This window comes from Actinosynnema sp. NPDC004786 (assembly GCF_053601135.1).
On the sequence record NZ_JBSGBG010000002.1, the window covers coordinates 1 to 15,156 of the forward strand.

The 15,156-nt window shown below is 72.8% G+C and carries 12 protein-coding genes; 4 read left to right on the plus strand and 8 right to left on the minus strand.

Annotated elements, in window-relative coordinates; all coding sequences use genetic code 11:
• Positions 1–458 precede the first annotated feature (458 nt).
• Positions 459–935, minus strand: a complete 477-nt coding sequence (locus ACWEFJ_RS02300; protein WP_378094959.1) for a MarR family winged helix-turn-helix transcriptional regulator — start codon at positions 933–935, stop codon at positions 459–461.
• A gap of 360 nt (positions 936–1,295) precedes the next feature.
• On the opposite strand from ACWEFJ_RS02300, the gene ACWEFJ_RS02305 reads away from it, so the two are divergent.
• Positions 1,296–2,720: an MFS transporter gene (locus ACWEFJ_RS02305; protein ID WP_449712648.1), complete on the plus strand. Its 1,425-nt coding sequence runs from the start codon at positions 1,296–1,298 to the stop codon at positions 2,718–2,720.
• 224 nt (positions 2,721–2,944) lie between these two features.
• Positions 2,945–4,894 (plus strand): helix-turn-helix domain-containing protein, encoded by a 1,950-nt coding sequence (locus ACWEFJ_RS02310; protein ID WP_449712649.1) that lies wholly within the window; start codon positions 2,945–2,947, stop codon positions 4,892–4,894.
• Between the two features lie 16 nt (positions 4,895–4,910).
• Here ACWEFJ_RS02310 and ACWEFJ_RS02315 read toward each other — a convergent pair whose 3' ends face one another.
• From ACWEFJ_RS02315 to ACWEFJ_RS02340, 6 genes are all read right to left on the minus strand, one after another.
• Positions 4,911–5,675: an amino acid ABC transporter ATP-binding protein gene (locus ACWEFJ_RS02315; protein WP_449712650.1), complete on the minus strand. Its 765-nt coding sequence runs from the start codon at positions 5,673–5,675 to the stop codon at positions 4,911–4,913.
• A gap of 10 nt (positions 5,676–5,685) precedes the next feature.
• Positions 5,686–6,633, minus strand: coding sequence for an amino acid ABC transporter permease (locus ACWEFJ_RS02320; RefSeq protein WP_449712651.1), 948 nt, complete (start codon positions 6,631–6,633; stop codon positions 5,686–5,688).
• Between the two features lie 74 nt (positions 6,634–6,707).
• Positions 6,708–7,568 carry an ABC transporter substrate-binding protein gene (locus tag ACWEFJ_RS02325; protein ID WP_378094947.1) on the minus strand — a complete coding sequence of 287 codons (861 nt, stop codon included), beginning with the start codon at positions 7,566–7,568 and terminating at the stop codon, positions 6,708–6,710.
• A gap of 235 nt (positions 7,569–7,803) precedes the next feature.
• Positions 7,804–9,717: an anthranilate synthase family protein gene (locus ACWEFJ_RS02330; RefSeq protein WP_449712652.1), complete on the minus strand. Its 1,914-nt coding sequence runs from the start codon at positions 9,715–9,717 to the stop codon at positions 7,804–7,806.
• Positions 9,714–10,373, minus strand: a complete 660-nt coding sequence (locus ACWEFJ_RS02335) for an isochorismatase family protein (RefSeq protein WP_378094943.1) — start codon at positions 10,371–10,373, stop codon at positions 9,714–9,716. Before ACWEFJ_RS02335 ends, ACWEFJ_RS02330 begins: the two co-directional genes overlap by 4 nt.
• 83 nt (positions 10,374–10,456) lie before the next feature.
• The gene (locus tag ACWEFJ_RS02340) at positions 10,457–11,629 is read right to left on the minus strand and encodes a 3-deoxy-7-phosphoheptulonate synthase (protein WP_378094941.1); all 1,173 of its coding nucleotides are present in this window, start codon (positions 11,627–11,629) and stop codon (positions 10,457–10,459) included.
• 508 nt (positions 11,630–12,137) lie between these two features.
• Here ACWEFJ_RS02340 and ACWEFJ_RS02345 point away from each other — a divergent pair.
• Positions 12,138–13,286 (plus strand): IS701 family transposase, encoded by a 1,149-nt coding sequence (locus tag ACWEFJ_RS02345; RefSeq protein WP_378082975.1) that lies wholly within the window; start codon positions 12,138–12,140, stop codon positions 13,284–13,286.
• A 370-nt stretch (positions 13,287–13,656) separates the two neighbouring features.
• Complete coding sequence (locus tag ACWEFJ_RS02350) at positions 13,657–14,337, plus strand: glycoside hydrolase family 11 protein (protein WP_378082976.1); 681 nt, start codon at positions 13,657–13,659, stop codon at positions 14,335–14,337.
• A 9-nt stretch (positions 14,338–14,346) separates the two neighbouring features.
• Here ACWEFJ_RS02350 and ACWEFJ_RS02355 read toward each other — a convergent pair whose 3' ends face one another.
• Complete coding sequence (locus ACWEFJ_RS02355; protein ID WP_449712653.1) at positions 14,347–14,958, minus strand: hypothetical protein; 612 nt, start codon at positions 14,956–14,958, stop codon at positions 14,347–14,349.
• Positions 14,959–15,156 lie beyond the last annotated feature (198 nt).

Below are 15,156 nucleotides of genomic sequence, written 5' to 3' on the forward strand. Positions count from 1 at the left end.
CGGCGGCGACACGAGCGGCGGCACGAGCGGCGGCGGCACGAGCGGCGGCGGCACGAGCGGCGGCGGCACGAGCGGCGGCGGCACGAGCGGCGGCGGCACGAGCGGCGCAGGCGCGGACGGGGCGGCGCGACTCAGCGCGGACGAGGCGGCGCGGCGCGCGCAGTGGCGGCACGAGCGGCGCGCAGGCGCGGAGGAAGCGGCACGAGCGGCGCGGACGGGGCGGCGCGACACGCGCGGGCGTGAACGCCGCAGGCGCGGACGGCGCGGGAGGGGCCGACCCGGAGCGGTCGGTTCGAGCGGTGGAGCGGGAGAGTCCGGTTGCGGCCACGACGGCCCCGGACCATCCCGTCGGAGCCGGCACGGGGGCGTGCGCCGGCGAGGATCCGCCGACGGCGCGAGGCCGCGACGGCGGTGGTGGTGCGCGGTCCGCCGGTCGGCGGACCCGTGCGGTTCGCCCGCTAGCGGGACACCGGGAACGCGGGGACGAACGGCAGCGTCGCCAGGGCGTCGACCAGCGGCGCCAGTTCCGGCAGCTCCGCGGCCTCCTTCAGCGCCTGGGCGAGCGTGTCGTCGTGCGTGGACCGCGCGGACTCCAACGCCGTCCGGCCCGCCTCGGTGACCTCGGTGTAGATGCCCCGCCGGTCGTCCTCGCACAGGTAGCGCTGGAGCAGGCCGCGCCGTTCGAGCCGGGTCACCAGGCGGGTGGTCGCCGACTGGCTGAGCACCACGGCGCGGGCGAGCTGCGTCATCCGCAGGTAGCACCCGGCGAACGCGCTCTGCCTGGACAGCACGTCGAGCAGGCTGTACTCGCTGACGGAGAGGTCGTGCTCCCGTTGCAGCGCTCGTTCCAGCGCATCCTCGATGCGCGCGTGCAGCGCCGCCAGTGTCCGCCAGCCCTGCGCACGGGTCTCGACGGCATCGTCAGCGATCTCCACGGGGACACCCCTCCTTGCAACTTGCAACACCTAGTTGCGTACGCCATTATCAGCACCGTGCAAAATAAGGCGTGTGCAACTATCGCAGACGCTGGTAGTACGCAGCCCAGGCTACCGGGAACTCGAAGACCCTGGGGCCTCCCGGGCGCACGTCCACGACCAGCACCGCGACAGCCGGCCGTCCGGGCGATCAGCCGACCGGCCGCCGACGCCACCGGCGCCGCTCCGCGGACCGGGCGGACCGCCGACGTGGTCGAACAACCGTTCGACCGGCACTGATTTCGCAATCCCGAACCAACAGTTGTGCCGGGCCGCGGCGCTCGCCGGGCCCGAGCAGTGATACCCGAAGGGCGGTAGTAAATGTCCACCGGCTTGACCCCGAACGAGGGGAAGCGGGAAAGCGAAAGCATCGCCGGTCCGGATCCCGGCGCCGGTCCCGTGCGCTGGAGCGGGCGGCAGTGGATCCTGCTGTTCATCTTCAGCGGTGCGATCATGCTCGACGGGTTGGAAAACTCGATGATCGCGGTCGCCATCCCCGAAATCCAGGCGGCATTCGGGGTGAGCGCCGCGACCGCGCAGTGGGTGCCCGGCGCGTACATCCTCGCGTTCGGCGCATTTTTGCTGCTGGGTGGCCGGTGCGCGGACTTGTTCGGCCGCAAACGGGTCTTTGTCATCGGCATGGCGGTGTTCGCCGCCATCTCGTTGCTGGGCGCGTTCGCCGACGACGCCTTCCTGATCATCGTGACCCGGTTCGTCAAGGGCGTGGCCGCGGGCTTCACCGCGCCGGCCGCCATGTCGCTGCTGGCCACGACGTTCCCGGAGGGCCCGCAGCGCAACAAGGCGTTCGGCGTCTTCAACGTCTTCGAGGCGTCCGGGTACTCCTCCGGCCTGCTGGTCGGCGGTCTGCTGGCCGCGATCAACTGGCGGACCACGTTCGTCCTGCCGTCCGTGGTGGCGGTGCTGCTGCTGATCGGCGCGCTGCGCTTCCTGCCGCCGGACCCGCCGCGCACCGAGTCCGCGCGCCTGGACGTCGGCGGCGCGCTGACGCTGCTGCTCGGCATGTTGCTGCTGGTGTTCACGGTGGTCACGGCGCCGGAGGTCGGCTGGGGCTCGGCGCGCACGATCGGCGGGTTCGTCGTGGCCGCGCTGCTGCTGATCGCGTTCGTGATGATCGAGCGCAAGGTCCGGGAGCCGCTGATCCGGCTCGACCTGTTCCGCAACCACAACCTGGTGGCCGCGAACGTCAGCTCGTTCCTGCTGTACGGCGGCGCGATGGCGTTCCAGTTCGTGCTGGCGCTGTACCTGCAGAACATGAACGGCTGGGAGCCGTGGCACATGTCGTTCGTGCTGCTGCCCGCGGGTCTGATGGTCGTCATCATCGGGCCGAAGCTCGGCTACCTGATGGACCGGTTCGGCGTCAACAAGGTCCTCATGGTCGGCCTGGTGTCGTTCATCCCCTGCTACCTGCTGATGCTGCGCATCGGCCCGGAGCCGGAGCTGTGGACCGTGCTCGTCCCGGTGTCGGTCATCTGGGGCATCGGCTTCGCGCTCAGCCTCGCCGCGCTCATGGTCGCGGGCACCAACGGCGTGCGCGACGAGGACCAGGGCCTGGCCGCGGGCATGATCAACAGCTCGCTCCAGGTCGGTGGCGCGTTCGGTCTCGCGCTCGTCACCGCGGTGATCGTGCCGGCGGTCCAACTCGGCGACCTCTACCCCGGCATCTGGTTGATCCTGGGCTTCGCGGTCGTGACGCTGCTCGCCCAAGGGCTGCGCAAGAAGGTCTGACCGAGCCGCCATTCGGTTGATCCCGGAGGGAAGTATTTCAACGCGAGTGGGCGGAGCGCGCCTCCGCCCACTCGCGGATCGTGATCGGCATCTCTTTCATCCACTGGATACACTGGGAAGGCTTGCCGGGGCCGTTCACAGAGCGTGATTGCCGAACGAAATTCCTGGTGCGATCGAGTGATCGCGCCGCACACACTGGGGGTGTTCTGGGAATGGAAACCTTCGTGCCTTCGCAGCGGACGGCGGCCGGCGGCATTGAGGAGTTACTCGAATTGCTCGCCACCGGCGCGCCGGTCGACGCGTTCGCGAACTTCCTGGACGACATGCGCAGGTCGGGGATCTCGGGCATGGCGGACACCGACGTGAAAGCGTCGGTGTGGCAGGCGCTGCGGGTGCACGCCCAGATCCAGCGCGGCCGCACCCGCGAGGCGGGGCTCACCGCCCTCATCGACGCCACCCGGGACCTCGCGATCCCCTACGACTCGGTGGACGCCCTGCTGCACGCCATCGCCCGCCGCGCCCGGCACCTGCTGAGCATGGACATGGCCTTCGTCGCCCTGCCGGACGGCGAGAACGACCAGGTGCGGGTGCTCGCCGCCGACGGGCACACCTCCGAGCTGAGCGTGGGCCTGCTGCTGCCCGCCGACGACCACATCACCGCCGCGGGCCGCACCGACGCCGCCCCGTTCGCCTCCCACGACGTGCGGACCGACGAGCGGGTCACGCTGTCGCCGGCGTTCGAGAAGATGGTCCGCGCCGAGGGGCTGCACGCGTTGATCGCGGTCCCGCTCAGCCACGGCGACCCCCACGCCCACACCTCCGGCGGACGGCTGTACGTGGCCAGCCGGAAGGTGCACCACTTCACCGCCGACGAGCGGTCGCTGCTGGTGTCGCTGGGCATCCTGGCGAGCATCCACCTCCAGACCACCAGGCTGCGCCTGGAGGCCGAGGCGCGGGCCGCCGAGCTGGAGCGGCGGCTGTCACAGGTCTCCACCAGCGCGGAGAAGTTCCACGAGTACCACCACCTGCAGACGGCGCTGGTGGACATGCTGCTCACCGGCGGCGACCTGAACACCCTCGCGGCCACCGCGGCCGACGCGTTCGGCGGGCGGGTGACCGCCTACACCGCGTCCGGCGACGTGCTGGTCACCGCGGGCGCGGGGCCCGACGACGGCGACGACACGATCCAGGTGGCCATGGCCGCGACCATGACCAGCCAGGACGCCGAGTCGAGGGACGGCAAGTGGGTGGCCCCGCTGTGCATCGGCAAGGACTACGTCGGCTCGCTGGTGCTGTCCGCGCCCGGCGACCTGCCCGCCGCCGGGCGCGCCCAGCTGCGCCTGGTCTCCCAGGTCGCGGTCCTGTTCATCCGGCGGGGCGACGGGGCGGCCGGGGCGGACGACGAGGCGCGCGACCGGCTGCTGCACGACGCGCTCAGCGACGACCAGCGGGTGCCGCGCCACCTCACCGAACGGGCGCGGCGGATCGGCTTGGACCTGACCAAGCCGTACCTGATGGTGGTCGCGAGACCGGAGAGCGGCGTGCAGTGCCGGGCCAACGCGTGGGCGGCGATGTACGCGCGGCGCATGGGCGGGTTGCGCAGCACCCTCGACGGCCACCTCATCATGCTCCTGCCCGGCAGCGACGCGGGCATCGTCGCGCGGGACGTGTCGTCGGCGGTGGCGGCCGCGCTGGGCCGTCCGCTCTCGGTCGGCGCGGCCGGGCCGCTGACCGGGGCCGAGTCGATCCGGGAGGGGTACCGCGAGGCCGTGCGGTGCCTGGGGGCGGTGGTGGCGCTCGGGGTCAGCGGCGGCGCGGCGTCCATGCGCGAGCTGGGGTTCGTGGGCGCGCTGATGTCCGGTGACGACGATGTCGCGGGCATCGTCGAGGACGTCCTGGGGCCGGTCCTGGAGTACGACCGGGAGCGCTTCACCGACCTGGTGCCCACGCTCCAGGCGTACTTCGACGCGGGCGCGAGCCCGACCTACGCCGCCGAACGCCTGCACGTGCACACGAACACGGTCACCCGGCGGCTGGACCGGATCAAGGAGCTGCTCGGCCCGGACTGGCAGCAACCGGCGCGGGCGTTGGAGATCCAGCTCGCGCTGCGGTTGCTGCGGGTCCGCGAGCTGGTCGGCGCGCGACCCGGGGCCGGCGCGGTCGAGGGCCGCTGAGCGGCCGGCGGAGCGGTCACCGGACATGGGCGAGGAAGCTCTGCGTGCGCTGGTGGCGCGGGTGGTCGAGGACTTCCCGGGCGGGTCCCTCCTCCACCACGACGCCGCGGTCCATGAACACGACGCGGTCGGCGACGTCGCGGGCGAACCCGATCTCGTGGGTGACCACGAGCATGGTCATGCCCTCGGACGCGAGCCGTCTCATCACGTCGAGCACCTCGCCCACCAGCTCCGGGTCCAGCGCGGAGGTCGGCTCGTCGAACAGCATCACCGCCGGGTTCATGGCCAGCGCCCGCGCGATGGCGACGCGCTGCTGCTGGCCGCCGGACAGCCGGCGCGGGTAGGCCGCGGCCCGGTCCGCGAGCCCGACCAGGTCGAGCAGGTCGAGGGCGCGGGACCGGGCCGCGGCGGGGTCCTCGCCCTTGACCCGGATCGGGGCCTCGACGACGTTCTGGAGCACGGTCATGTGCGGGAACAGGTTGAAGGACTGGAACACCATCCCCAACCGGGCCCGCTGCCGGGACAGCCGCCGGTCCGACAGCTCCACGAGCTGTCCCCGGGACTCCCGGTACCCGATCAGCTCGCCGTCGAGGTACACCGCGCCGCGGTCGAGGGGTTCGAGGTGGTTGATCGTGCGCAGCAGGGTGCTCTTGCCCGAGCCGGACGGCCCGAGCAGGCACACCACCTCGCCCGCGGCCACGTCGAGGTCGATGCCGCGCAGCACCTCGGTGCGGCCGAAGCTCTTGTGCACGTCGCGGATGCGCAGGACGGTCTGGGGCACGGTGCTCCTCCTACTCGGACGGCGTGCGGCGGGTGAAGGGCGGTCGCAGGCGCACGCGCGACCGGGCGGGCGGCGCGGCGGACGGGCGGTGCTCCCCTCGTGCGCTGCGCCGCTCCACGTACCGCTGGACCACGTGCAGGACGCTGGTGACGATCAAATACCAGATGCTCGCCACGACCAGCAGCGGGATCGTCTCGAACGTGGTGTTGTAGATGATCTGCACGGAGTACAGCAGCTCGGGCGTCGAGGTGACGCTGACCAGCGCCGACGCCTTCAGCATGCTGATCACCTGGTTGCCCGTCGGCGGCACGATGACCCGCAGCGCCTGCGGGATGACGACCCGCCGCAGCGTCTGCCCGTGCCTCATGCCCAGCGCCCGCGCCGCCTCGTGCTGGCCGTGGTCGACCGCGAGCAGGCCGCCGCGGACCACCTCGGCCATGTAGGCGGCCTCGTTGAGCCCGAGCGCCACGATCGCCGCGAGGAACGGCGTGATCAGGTCGTTGGTGTCGACCTGGAAGAGGACCGGGCCGAACGGCACCCTCAGCCCGATCGACGGGACGAGCGCCGCCAGGTTGTACCAGAACAGGATCTGCACGAGCAGCGGCGTGCCGCGGAAGAACCAGACGTAGGTCTTGCTGAACCACACCACCGCCGGCACGGGCGACAGCTGCATGACCGCGAGCAGCACGCCGCCGGCGATGCCGAAGACCATCGCGATGACCGTCAGTTCGAGGGTGCGCAGCAGCCCGGCGAGCACGTCGGTGGACAGGAAGTAGTCCCACACCACGCCCCAGTCCATGTTGGGGCTCTGCGCCATCGCGCCGACGATGTTGAGCAGCGTCAGGCCGACGACGGCGGTGACGATCCACCAGCCGACGTGCACCGGGGCGCGGACGCGCCGCCCGGCGCCGACCGGGGTCGGGTCGTCCTCGGCCCGTGGGGTGTGCCTGCGCGACATGGGTTCTCCGTCGGGGACGCCGGTGGTCAGGGGACGCCGGTGGTAAGGGGCGGCGGTGGTCGGGGACGTGGTGGTCAGGGGACCTCGGGGTTGAGCCGGGACTCGGTGATCGCGATGCCCGGCACCTTCCACTTCGCCAGCAGCGCCTCGTACTCGCCGGAGGCGATCAGCTTGTTGACCGCGTCCAGGACGGCGCGGGTGTGCGGCGAGCCCTTGGGGAACCCGATCGCCTCCGGCAGCTTGGCGAACTGGTAGGGCTGCACGGTCAGCCGGCCGGACTGGTTGGCCGAGTGCACGACCTCGGAGTAGGAGCCCATGAACACGTTCACCCGCTGGTTGCCCACGGCCAGGACCGCGGAGCTGCTGTCCGGGTAGAGGTGCGCGCGGGCCGGTGGCGCGCCGGCGGCCGTGCACTCGTCGCTGATCGCGCGGAGCTGCGGCTCGAACACCGAGCCGGAGAGGATGCCGACGTCGCGGCCGCACAGGTCGAGCGCGGACCGGACCTCGATGCCGCTGCCGTTGGCGGTGGAGAAGCCGGTGCCGACGGCGTCGACGGTGACCATGTCGATGATCTCGGTGCGCTCCGCCGACACGGTGAGGTTCGCCGCCGCCGCGTCGAACCGGCCGCTCTGCAGGCCGGGGATGAGCGTGCTGAAGTTGGTGACCTGCACGATCTCGAACGTCAGCCCGGTCTCCCGCGCGAGCGGGTCGAGCATCTCGATCATCCACCCGGTCAGCTCGCCGTTCTCCACGTACTCGGCGGGCGGGTAGTTGTTGAAGACGGCGACCTTGAGCGGCTGAGCCCCGGAGGACGGCCGGGTGGCCGGCCCGGGGCCGGACGCCTCGCCGACGTAGACGCACCCGGCGGTCAGGCCCGCCGCGGCGGCCAGCGCCGTCGCCGCCAGCAACCGGCGGAATCGTCGGTGGTGGTTCATGGCGCTCCCCGCTCGTCGCCGGTCTCCGCCGGACCGCCCGGCCTGTCACGGCGTGCGGCTGCCCTCGAACAGCCCGGCGAGACCGGTTCCGGCGGCCGGGTCCGCCACGCCGCTCCCCGTGCGCACGCCGGTGCGGCGGCGTCCGCCGGACCGCCCGACCGGTCGAGTCGCACGGCTCCCCGCGACCCGGCCAGCGTGGCCGTGTCCGCCAGCCCTCCTGCCCCGCGGTCGTGGGTCACCTCGCACGGCTCCCCACGGGCAGGCCGGCGACCAGACCGGCGAACAGGTCGCCGAGGATCGCCGGGCCGTGCTGGGTCAGCACCGACTCCGCGTGGAACTGGATGGACGCGAAGTGCGGCCCGCGCAGGGCGTGCACCTGGTGCGTGACCGGGTCGCGGCTGATCTCGACCGCGCCGACCCGCGGGTGGTGCAGCACCTCCTCCGCGCTGCGGGCCGCGAAGGTGTTGTAGAAGCCCACGCGCCGGACCGTGCCGAACAGGTCGACGGGCAGCTGGATGCCCTGGTTCGGCACCTCGCGGCGGACCAGCGGCAGCCCCAGCTCGGCGCTGAGCACCTGGTGGCTCAGGCACACCGCCAGGAACGGCAGCCGGCGCGCCAGCAGCGTGCCCACCGCGGACCTCAGGTGGGCGATCTTCGGGTGGTGCCGGTCGCGGGGGTCGCCGGGTCCGGGCCCCATCAGGACCAGGTCGTGCCCGTCCAGGTCGTAGGACTCGTCGAAGCGGCGGATGACGACCTCCGGCCCGAGCGCGCGCAGCTGGTGCGCCAGCATCGAGGTGAACGTGTCCTCCGCGTCCACGATCAGCACCCGCCGGCCGACCAGGTCGGGGTGCGGCGCGTCGCGGGAGTCGTCGGCGGCGAACCAGAACCCGGCGATGTCGGTGTTGCGCGAGCGCAGCGCCGCCCGGACGTCGGGGTGCTCGGCCAGGCCGACCCGGTCGGCCCGCCCGGTTCCGCCGGACGAGCCGAGCGCGGCCAGCAGCCCCGCGGCCTTGGCCCTGGTCTCGGCGGCCTCCGCGACCGGGTCGGAATGCCGCACCAGCGTCGCGCCGACCCCGATGCGGAGCTCTCCCCCGGCGTCCACGACGGCCGTGCGGATGAGGATGGACGAGTCCAGGGACCGCCGCCCGCCCGCCTCGCGGCCGATCAGGCCCATGACGCCGCTGTAGTAGCCGCGGCCGTCGGGCTCGTGGCGGCCGATCACCTTGCACGCGCTCTCCAGCGGGCTGCCGGTGACCGTGGGCGCGAACATCGTCTCGCGCAGGATCTCGCGCGGGTCTCGTTCGGTGCGGCCGGTGATGAAGTACTCGGTGTGCGCCAGCCTGGCCATCTCGCGCAGGTACGGCCCGTGGACGATGCCGCCGCCCTCGCAGACGCGGCCCATCATCTTCAGTTCCTCGTCCAGGACCATGTACAGCTCGTCGGATTCCTTGTTGTCGGCCAGGAACTCCAGCGCGCCGTCCAGCGAGGGCCCCGACGGCGGGTAGCGGTAGGTGCCGCTGATGGGGTTCATCACGGCCGTGCCGCCGGTGACGCTGATGTGCCGTTCCGGTGTCGCGCCGACGAACGTGCGGTCGCCGGTGTGCACGACGAACGTCCAGTACGCGCCGGTCTCGTCGCGCAGCAGCCTGCGGAACAACGACAGCCCGGACACCGGCGAGAAGCCCGCGGCGTCGGCGACGAACGTGCGGCGGATGACGAAGTTCGCGCCCTCGCCCCGGCCGATCTCGTCGGACACGATCCGGCGGACGATCCCGGCGTAGGTCTCGTCGTCCGGCTCGAACCGGCCCCGGTCCAGCTCCAGCGGCACGTCGGGCAGCCTGCGCAGCAGGTCGTCCAGCGGCAGCGCGTCCTGGTCGGCGACGGTGAGCGCGATCAGCGGCTCGCCGTCGTCGCGGTGGGCGTAGCCGCGTTCGCCGATCTGCCGGTAGGGCACGATCGCCAGCACGTCGTGCCGGTCGTGCGCCACCGGGCCGTCCGGCAGCGCGATGCCCGCCAGCGTGTCGGGCGTCGACACCTCGCCGACCAGCACGTCCACCCGGCCCTGTCCCGCCTCGGCGCGGTGCAGCAGCGCGAACGGGCGGTGCGGCGCGGCGAGGATCCGGTCCAGCAGGTCACCGTTGCCCGTCACAGCGCCGCCTTCTGCTCGTGCGCCGCCCGGACCTGGTCCAGGACGGTGTCGGTGGTGGCGACCACGGCGCAGCACCGGGCCGCGTAGTCGACCGCCATGCGGTGGTGCTGCTCGGTGAAGTCGCCGATGGCGTCGGCGACCAGGAACGCGCGGATGTCGTTGGCGTAGGCGTCCAGCGCCGTGCCGAGCACGCCCACGTGCGCGTACACGCCGCACACGACCAGTTGGTCGCGGCCGTCCGCGCGCATCCACTCCAGCAGGTCGGAGCGGAAGAACGCGCTGTAGCGCCACTTGGTGAACACCCGGTCCTCGTCGGCGGGCGCGAGTTCGTCGACGATGCGGCGGTCCTCGGGGTCGACCCGCATGCCGGGTCCCCAGAAGTCCTTGAGCAGACCGCGGTCCCGCTCGCTCATGCCGCCGGGCTGCGCGGTGTAGGCCACCTTGGCGCCGCGGTCGGCGCACGCCGCGCGCACCGCCGCGATGTTGGCCACGACGCGGTCGCGCACGGGTCGGGGGAACGGCCGGACGAAGTAGCGCTGCATGTCGTGGATCAGCACCACCGCCCGCGTCGGGTCCACCGTCCACGTCGCGGTGTTGGGGGGCAGGTCGCCCGCCGTCGGCAACGGGTAGGTGGCGATCGGGGGGATACCGGTCATGTGTCGCTCCTTTGACGATCGCGCCCCGGGCGCTGTGTCGCCGTGCCCGGGTCCGAACGGTGGGGTCGCGGTGGCCGGCGCGGTCAGCCGGTCCACGCCGCCACGGCGGTAATCGCCTGCTCCGGGTTGAGCCGGGGGTCGCAGTAGCTCGTGTACTTGTCGCCGACGTGGCGGTCCTCGGACTCGTCCACGACGCACTCGGTGACGTCGTCGGGCGTGGTCTCCAGGTGCAGGCCGCCGGCGACGCCGCCTTCGGCGCGCAGCACCCGCTGGAACAGCTCGATCTCGGCGACGACGGTCGTGAGGTAGCGGGTCTTGAGGCCCTCGTCGGTGCGCGTGGTGTTGCCGTGCATGGGGTCGCACAGCCAGACCACCGGGTGGCCGGCCGTGCGCACGGCGGCCACCAGCCGGGGCAGCCGCTCGGTGACCAGGCCGGCGCCCATGCGGGCGATCAGGACCAGCCTGCCGGGCTCGCGGCGCGGGTCCAGGCGTTCGGCCAGCGCCAGCAGCTCGTCGGCGGTCGTGGACGGGCCGACCTTGCAGCCGACCGGGTTGGCGACCCCGGCCAGCAGCTCGACGTGCGCGCCGTCGACCTGGCGGGTGCGGTCGCCGATCCACGGCAGGTGCGTGGACGCCAGGAACGTCGCCCCGGTGCGCTCGTCCTGCCGCAGCAACGGCATCTCGTAGTCGAGCAGCAGCGCCTCGTGGCTGGTCCACACGGGAGGGTCGACCAGCCGGCGCGCCGCGCCGCCCCAACCGAGCAGCGCGCTGACGGTCGCGGCCGCGTCGTACCCCATCAGCATCCGCTCGGGATCGGGTCTGCGGCGCTCCGCGTCGGGGTCGGGCCGGTTGACCATGTGGCCCCGGAACGCGGGCAGCACCACGCCGTTGACCTCTTCGGTGGGGCTCGACCTGGGTTTGGCGAACTGGCCGCCGATGCGGCCGATGCGGACCACCGGCCGGTGCGTGGCCATCCTCATCGTGCCCGCCAACACGTCGAGGAGGCCGACCTTGCGCGCGACGTAGCCCGCCTCGCACTCGGCGAAGTCCTCGGCGCAGTCACCCGCCTGCACGACCTGCGCGCGGCCCGCGGCCACCGCCGACAGCGCGGAGCGCAGCAGTGCCACCTCGGCCGCGGCGACGAGGCCCGGCCGGGCGGCCAACGTGTCCCGGACCCGGTTCACGGACTCGCGGTCGTCCCAGTCGGGTTGCTGCAGGGCAACCCCGGTCGGACGAACGCGCCCGGCGATGTTCACGGACTCTCCAATCACGAAGGGACTCGGCACGAGCGCAAGCGGAAGCCGCGCGGTCGTACGGCTCAGTTCAGGGCTGAACACCACTTCGTCGACACCGTGATCGTGGGGGCGCGGCGCGACGGCGGGCAAAGAATCGACGCCGCATCCGTCAGGTCGCGGGCCGGGCGGCGAACCCGCCCGCGGTGGCGAGGGCCCTTCGGCTTCGCCGGCGCGGCACGGCGCGCCGGCCGCTGGTCGGGGTCGCCGCGGCACGCCGTCGCCGACGCGGTGACCTGCGCCTTTCCCGGTGAGCGACCTTCGCCCGGGACAACCCGCTGGGCTGAACGGAGGTGTGGCTGGAGCACACCCGATTCCACGGCACCCGGAACGGCCGCCGGCCGCTCGCCGCGGGGGGAGCGTCCGCACACCTGCGGACCCGGCAGGTAGGTGCTCCCCGTACCTAGGCAGTCCCGGCGTTCCGAGCCAGGTTGGAATACGACACTGACGTCACGTGACGAAAAGAGGCACAATGCCCGCCGGAGGCAACGCCATAGCCCAGATCACCGCGGACAGCCCGCGCGAGCTGGTCGTCGCCGACCTCAGCACCACGCTGTTCGCCTCCTTCGCCCGACAGGACCAGCGGCGCAAGGGCGGCGAGTACCTGCGCGGCCTGCTCCGGGCGAACGGGCGCAAGTCCATCCGCAACATCGCTCACGCCGTCGGTGGTCAGGCCACCGAGCAGTACCTGCACCACTTCATCAACGACTCGACGTGGGACTGGAAGCCGGTCCGCCGCGCCCTGGGCGGGTACGTCCGGGGCGCGGTCGCGCCCGAGGCGTGGGTGGTGCGGCCCATGGTGATACCAAAGACGGGCAAGCACTCGGTCGGCGTGGGCAGGCGGTTCTGCCCCGACCGGGGCCAGACGCTCAACGCCCAGCAGGCCATGGGCGTCTGGGCGGCGTCGGACGAGCTGGCCGTGCCGGTCGACTGGCGGCTGCACCTGTCCCAGTCGTGGTTACGGGAGGTCGGCAGCCGCAGCAGGCCGGCGTTACCCGACGGCGTGCGCGCCGAACCCGAGACCGAGTGCGTCATCGAGGCGTTCCTCGCCACCGCGGCCCGGGCCGACTTCCCCGACCTGCCCGTGGTGGTGGAGGTGCCCAGGATCGACGTCGCAACGGTCGTCGCCCGCCTGCACCCGCGCACGCCGCTGCTCGTCCGCATCGGCGGCGGCCAGCTCCTGCGGCCGGTCGACCCCACGGCGTCGCGGCGCAGCGCCGAGCCGCGGCCCGCGCACCACATCATGACCGCGGCACGGGTGGCGCGGAAGCCGGTCGCGAGCCGGCTGCCGCTGCTGGCCGCGACCGTGCCGGTGCGCATCGCCGACGCGGTCGGCCGTCCGGTGGACCTGGTGCTGCTGGGCGTCGGGCCGGCGTCGCGGTCCTGGCCCGCCGCGCTGTGGTTGTCCAACCGGCCGGACGTCGACGTGGCGACGCTCGCGCACCTGGCCCGGCTCGCCGACCGGGTCGACCACGACTTCGCCCGGTTCGCCGACCCGGTGGGCGTGCGCGACTTCATCGGCCGGTCCTTCGCGGGCTGGCACCGGCACGTCACCCTCGCGTCGGCGGCCCACGCGGTGTTGGCCCTGACCGACACCGCGTCCGTGCGCCGGGTCGGCTGACCCGCCCCACGGCACCTCTCGTCCACATCGGACGGTTTCCGGAGCACTTCCGCCCCGCTCGGGCGCGGGACCGCGGCCGACGCCCGCCCGCCGACTCCCGGAGCGGTTCCCGCAACCTCCCCGCAACGTTTTCGCAAGGTTACGAGAATCGTTGACAGCTCACCGCGACCGGCCGAACACTGTCTGCGTCGACCGACCCTGACCGAAGGTCGACCAGGCCACCCACCGCGGACCGGGTGCCCGACCGTTGAGCCACGGCGGTCGCCCCACCGCGCCGGGTGCGATCCCGGAGCGCTCCCGCCGCCGTCGCGCCGGTGTCGCACCACGCCGAGTGGCCATTCGCCGGCCTCAACGAGGAGGAAGCACGCATATGGACGAGAACACCCCTGCGCCGCACGCCATCAGCCGCAGGATGTTCATCGGCGGCGCCGGAGCCCTGGCCGTCAGCTCCGGGCTGATCCTGCCCGGCACCGCCCACGCCCAGACCGTCACCACGAACCAGACGGGCAACCACAACGGTTACTACTATTCGTTCTGGACCGACGCCCAGGGCACCGTCTCCATGACCATGGGGTCGGGCGGGCAGTACAGCACCTCGTGGCGGAACACCGGCAACTTCGTGTGCGGCAAGGGCTGGAGCACCGGGTCGCGCCGGACCGTGCGCTACTCGGGCAGCTTCAGCCCGTCGGGCAACGGCTACCTGTGCCTGTACGGCTGGACCTCCGGCCCGCTCGTCGAGTACTACATCGTCGACAGCTGGGGCAACTACCGGCCCACGGGCACGTGGAAGGGCACGGTCACCAGCGACGGCGGCACGTACGACATCTACCAGACGATGCGCTACAACGCGCCGTCCGTGGAAGGCACCAAGACGTTCCCCCAGTTCTGGAGCGTCCGCCAGCAGAGGCGGGTCGGCGGCACCATCACCACCGGCAACCACTTCGACGCGTGGAGCCGGGCCGGCATGCAGCTGGGCAGCTTCCGCTACTACATGATCATGGCGACCGAGGGCTACCAGAGCAGCGGCAGCTCGAACATCACCGTGAGCTGACCCTCCGGTCTACAGCGCGCCCCGTGGCGCGGCGGCACCGCGTCCCGCCGCGCCACTTCGGCGTGCCCTGACCCGTCGTGCGCCGACCCGTCGTGCCGTGAGTCGTCGCGCGCCGGGTCGTCGCGCCCCGAGTCGTCCACTGAGGACCGTCAAGCGGACCGTTCCTCGTTCTCGGCGAACAGCGCGTCGAGCACGTCGGCGACGACGTCGGGCCGGACCAGGGGGCCGAGGTGGTCGAGGTCGGGCACCTCCCGGTACCGGCCGGAGGGCAGCTCGGCGCACGCCGCCGCCCGGTTCGTCGGCCAGGCCGGAGTCGACGTAGTCGAGCAGCACGTCCGGCGCGAGCAGCGACAGCGGCGGCCGGGTGGAGTAGCGGGCCAGCGCCTCGGCGCGGGACGGGAACACCGCCCGCCGCCGGGCCGCCGCCTCGGCGAGCAGCAGGGCCGTGCCGCCGAGCGAGTGGCCCACGCCGGTCACCGGTCCGGGGGCGAGCGCACCGGCCGCCGCGATCACGTCGTCGGCGAACACGCCCCAGTCGGCGTCCGGCGCGAGCGGCGGCGCGGAGCCGTGGCCGCGGAAGTCCAGCGCGGCGGCGCGCAGCGGGGTGCGCAGCTTGTTCACGCACGAGCGCCACACGAGACCGGTAGAACCCGCAGCGTGGCAGAACAACGCCGTCCGAATGGGCGCTGCCGGTCGTGCCGGCGCGCCGATCGGGTAGGGACCGTACGGGGTCGCGGGTGCGGCGGTGTGGTCCACGGTCTTCCCTTCGGGAATCCGATTCCCGGTCTGGCGCGGGTCCGGGCCGATCCCTACGATCGG